General features: G+C 61.5%; 5 protein-coding genes. 4 read left to right on the top strand and 1 reads right to left on the bottom strand.

Annotated elements, in window-relative coordinates:
• The 4 genes from DBR24_RS33195 to DBR24_RS21745 all read left to right on the top strand — a co-directional run.
• The coding region (locus tag DBR24_RS33195) for an alpha/beta fold hydrolase (protein ID WP_256591724.1) at positions 1-1,082 on the top strand (1,082 nt) is incomplete at its 5' end.
• A 94-nt stretch (positions 1,083-1,176) separates the two neighbouring features.
• Positions 1,177-2,031 carry a poly(3-hydroxyalkanoate) depolymerase gene (phaZ, locus tag DBR24_RS21755; protein WP_123470735.1) on the top strand — a complete coding sequence of 285 codons (855 nt, stop codon included), beginning with the start codon at positions 1,177-1,179 and terminating at the stop codon, positions 2,029-2,031.
• Positions 2,032-2,166: 135 nt separating this feature from the next.
• Entirely contained in the window at positions 2,167-3,849 is a 1,683-nt protein-coding gene (gene phaC, locus DBR24_RS21750) for a class II poly(R)-hydroxyalkanoic acid synthase (RefSeq protein WP_128615772.1), read from the top strand.
• A gap of 30 nt (positions 3,850-3,879) precedes the next feature.
• Complete coding sequence (locus DBR24_RS21745) at positions 3,880-4,500, top strand: TetR/AcrR family transcriptional regulator (protein WP_123470732.1); 621 nt, start codon at positions 3,880-3,882, stop codon at positions 4,498-4,500.
• 269 nt (positions 4,501-4,769) lie between these two features.
• Here DBR24_RS21745 and DBR24_RS33190 read toward each other — a convergent pair.
• The coding region (locus DBR24_RS33190) for a hypothetical protein (protein ID WP_256591723.1) at positions 4,770-4,974 on the bottom strand (205 nt) is incomplete at its 5' end.

Raw genomic sequence — 4,974 nt, 5'->3', positions numbered from 1 at the left:
TGCTGGAACTGATCCAGTACAAGCCGATCACCGAGCAGGTCCACGAGCGTCCACTGCTGGTGGTACCGCCACAGATCAACAAGTTCTACGTATTCGATTTGAGCCCGGACAAGAGCCTGGCGCGTTTCTGCCTGCGCAATAACGTGCAGACGTTCATCGTCAGCTGGCGCAACCCGACCAAAGCCCAGCGCGAGTGGGGCCTGTCGACCTACATTGATGCGCTCAAGGAAGCGGTCGACGTGGTCACCGCGATCACCGGCAGCAAAGACGTGAACATGCTCGGCGCCTGCTCCGGTGGCATCACCTGCACCGCCCTGCTCGGCCACTACGCCGCCCTCGGCGAGAACAAGGTCAACGCCCTGACCCTGCTGGTCAGCGTGCTCGACACCACTCTGGACAGCGACGTGGCCCTGTTCGTCGACGAGCAGACCCTGGAGACCGCCAAGCGTCACTCGTACCAGGCCGGTGTGCTCGAAGGCAAAGACATGGCCAAGGTTTTCGCGTGGATGCGCCCCAACGACCTGATCTGGAACTACTGGGTCAACAACTACCTGCTCGGCAACGAGCCGCCGGTGTTCGACATCCTGTTCTGGAACAACGACACCACAAGGTTGCCGGCAGCGTTCCACGGCGACCTGATCGAGATGTTCAAAAACAACCCACTGATCCGCCCCAATGCACTGGAAGTGTGCGGTACGCCGATCGACCTCAAGCAGGTCACGGCCGACATCTTCTCGCTGGCCGGTACCAACGACCACATCACCCCATGGAAGTCCTGCTACAAGTCGGCGCAGCTGTTTGGTGGCAAGGTCGAGTTCGTGTTGTCGAGCAGCGGGCATATCCAGAGCATTCTGAATCCGCCGGGCAACCCGAAATCGCGCTACATGACCAGCGAAGGCATGGCCGCCAGTGCCGATGAATGGCAAGAGAACTCGACCAAGCACACCGACTCCTGGTGGCTGTACTGGCAGGCGTGGCAGGCCGAGCGCTCGGGCAACCTGAAAAAGGCACCGACCAAACTGGGCAACAAAGCGTACGCGCCAGGTGAAGCATCGCCGGGCACTTACGTACATGAAAGATAGCGGCAAGCCACAAGCTACAAGCCGCAAGCTGAGCAGGTTCTGCTTGAAGCTTGCGGCTTGTAGCTGCTCCACTCTAACCCGAAGGGCCTGAAGCATGCCGCATCCGTTCATATTCCGTACCGTCGATCTGGATGGCCAGACCCTCCGCACTGCGGTACGCCCCGGCAAGCCTCACTTGACGCCCTTGCTGATTTTCAACGGCATCGGCGCCAACCTGGAGCTGGTGTTTCCGTTCGTCGCGGCGCTGGACCCGGATCTGGAAGTGATCGCCTTCGACGTGCCCGGTGTCGGCGGCTCGTCGACGCCGAACCGGCCGTATCGCTTTCCCGGGCTGGCCAAGCTGACGGCGCGGATGCTCGACTACCTCGACTACGGTCAGGTCAACGTGATCGGCGTGTCCTGGGGCGGTGCGCTGGCCCAGCAGTTTGCCCACGACTACCCCGAGCGCTGCAAGAAACTGGTGCTGGCGGCGACCGCCGCCGGCGCGTTCATGGTGCCGGGCAAACCCAAGGTGCTGTGGATGATGGCCAGTCCACGGCGCTATATCCAACCCTCGCACGTGATCCGGATCGCGCCGCTGATCTATGGCGGCTCGTTCCGTCGCGACCCGACCCTGGCTGCCAGCCATGCCGCCAAGGTGCGTTCGGCGGGCAAGCTCGGATACTACTGGCAACTGTTCGCCGGGCTGGGCTGGACCAGCATTCACTGGCTGCACAAGATCCACCAGCCGACGCTGGTGCTGGCCGGCGATGACGATCCACTGATCCCGCTGATCAACATGCGCATGCTCGCCTGGCGCATTCCCAACGCCCAACTGCACATCATCGACGACGGTCATCTGTTCCTGATTACCCGTGCCGAAGCGGTGGCGCCGATCATCATGAAATTTCTCCAGGAGGAACGTCAGCGTGCAGTGATGCACCCGCACCCGACACCGCTGGGCGGCTAGCCGCTGCGGCAGGCTTTATGCAAGCGTCAGGAAGTGCGCGGCAGGACGCCGCGCAGGCAGCAACCCGCAACAGCGACTATGGTGTTCTGGTTCGGTGAGTTTGTTTTTGGCCTGAAGACGAAGGAGTGTTGAGTCATGCGCGACAAACCAGCGACGGGCGTAGTGCCCAGCCCCGCCGTGTTCATCAACGCACAAAGTGCGATCACCGGCCTGCGCGGTCGGGATTTGCTCTCGACCCTGCGCAACGTTGCCGCCCATGGCCTGCGCAACCCGATCCACAGTGCGAAGCATGCCTTGAAGCTCGGCGGCCAACTGGGCCGTGTGCTGCTCGGCGAAACCCTGTACCCGACCAATCCGCAGGACAGCCGTTTCGCCGATCCGGCGTGGAGCCTCAATCCTTTTTACCGGCGCAGCCTGCAGGCCTACCTGGCCTGGCAAAAACAGGTCAAAAGCTGGATAGATGAAAGCAACATGAGCGACGACGATCGTGCCCGCGCGCACTTCGCCTTCACCCTGCTCAACGACGCCGTGGCGCCCTCCAACACCTTGCTCAACCCGCTGGCGGTCAAGGAGCTGTTCAACTCCGGCGGACACAGTCTGGTCCGTGGCCTCAGTCATCTGTTCGACGACCTGTTGCACAACGATGGCCTGCCACGGCAGGTGACCAAGCAGGCTTTCGAGGTCGGCAAGACCGTCGCCACCACCACCGGCTCGGTGGTATTTCGCAACGAGATGCTGGAGCTGATCCAGTACAAACCGATGAGCGAAAAGCAGTACGCCAAGCCGCTGCTGGTGGTGCCGCCGCAAATCAACAAGTACTACATTTTTGACCTGAGCCCGCACAACAGCTTCGTCCAGTACGCCCTGAAGAACGGCTTGCAGACCTTCATGATCAGCTGGCGCAACCCCGATGTCCGCCATCGCGAATGGGGCCTGTCGACCTACGTCGAAGCGGTAGAAGAAGCGATGAACATCTGCCGGGCGATCACCGGCGCGCGCGAAGTCAACCTGATGGGCGCCTGCGCCGGCGGCCTGACCATCGCGGCGCTGCAAGGCCACTTGCAGGCCAAGCGGCAACTGCGGCGGGTTTCCAGCGCGACCTATCTGGTCAGCCTGCTGGACAGCCAGATCGAGACCCCGGCCACCCTGTTCGCCGACGAGCAGACCCTGGAAGCCGCCAAGCGCCGCTCCTATCAGAAGGGTGTGCTCGATGGTCGTGACATGGCCAAGGTCTTCGCCTGGATGCGCCCCAACGATTTGATCTGGAGCTACTTCGTCAACAATTACCTGCTGGGCAAGGAGCCACCGGCCTTCGACATCCTCTACTGGAACAACGACAACACACGCCTGCCGGCGGCATTTCATGGCGACCTGCTGGACTTCTTCAAGCACAACCCGTTGACCCATCCGGGCGGGCTCGAGGTGTGCGGCACGCCGATCGACCTGCAGAAAGTCACCGTCGACAGCTTCAGCGTCGCCGGCATGAACGACCACATCACCCCGTGGGATGCGGTGTATCGCTCGACCCTGCTGCTCGGTGGCGATCGACGCTTCGTGCTGTCCAACAGCGGCCATGTGCAAAGCATCCTCAACCCGCCGAGCAATCCGAAGGCCGCCTACGTCGAGAACGGCAAGATGAGCAGCGACCCGCGCGCCTGGTACTACGACGGCAAACAGGTCGAGGGCAGCTGGTGGCCGCAATGGCTGACATGGATTCAGGAACGCTCCGGGGCGCAGCACGAAACCCAGATGGCCCTCGGCAACCCGAACTATCCACCGATGGAGGCGGCACCCGGTACTTACGTGCGTGTGCGCTGACGCTTAACCGAATTTTTCTAAGAAGACTGGATGAAAACCCGCGACCGGATTCTCGAATGTGCTTTGCAGTTGTTCAATGAGAAAGGCGAGCCGAACGTCTCCACCATGGAGGTGGCCAACGAAATGGGGATCAGCCCCGGCAACCTCTATTACCACTTCCACGGCAAGGAGCCGTTGATTCTCGGCCTGTTCGAACGCTTCCAGAATGAGCTGGCGCCGCTGCTCGATCCGCCGGCCGATGTGGAGCTGGCACCGGAAGACTACTGGCTGTTTCTGCACTTGATCGTCGAGCGCCTGGCACAGTACCGCTTCCTCTTCCAGGACCTGTCGAACCTCGCCGGGCGCTTGCCGAAGCTGGCCAAGGGCATTCGTCATCTGCTCAATGCGCTGAAGCGCACACTCGCTTCGTTGCTTGCACGATTGAAGGCATCGGGGCAACTGGTCAGTGATACGCAGGCGTTGGGGCAACTGGTGGAGCAGATCACTATGACGCTGCTGTTTTCGCTGGATTATCAGCGGATTCTGGATCGCGAGGGCGAGGTTCGTCTGGTGGTTTACCAGATCATGATGCTGGTGGCGCCGCATCTGCTGCCGCCGGTTAAGGTCGCCACGGAGCGGATGGCCCTGCAATACCTTGAAGATCACGACTGAATCAAAAGCCCCTCACCCTAGCCCTCCCGAAACGTCGGACCGCCCGGAGGGAGAGGGGGACTGATTGGGGGATGCTGTAGAAGTACGCCGACCTGACAGTGCGTTACCGAATCCATAATCGGTAAGGTCTTTCAGGTCGGTGTATAGCGTGAGACACCTCGTTCGGTCCCCTCTCCCTCTGGGAGAGGGCTAGGGTGAGGGGCTGTTGGAATTCAGATACAAAAACGCCCGACCTTCACAGGCCGGGCGTTTTATTTTGCCCTGAAGAATCAGGACTGACTGGTTGGCGTCGACGGGGTCGATACAGCAGTCGGGGTGGCCGCCGGAGTCGGCGCTGCGGCGGAGTTCGACGCACTCACCGGAGCTGCCGGGGTGGCCGGTTTGGCTGCAGCAGGTGCGGCCGGTTTCGGCGCAGCGGCTTTCGGCGCAGCCGGTTTTTTCACTGCCGGTTTCTTCGCCGCAGCAGGTTTCGCT

Source organism: Pseudomonas sp. HMWF006 (assembly GCF_003061205.1).
GTDB lineage: Bacteria > Pseudomonadota > Gammaproteobacteria > Pseudomonadales > Pseudomonadaceae > Aquipseudomonas > Aquipseudomonas monsensis.
Note: the sequence above shows the minus strand (reverse complement) of the source record. Positions and strands in the feature narration are given on the sequence as shown.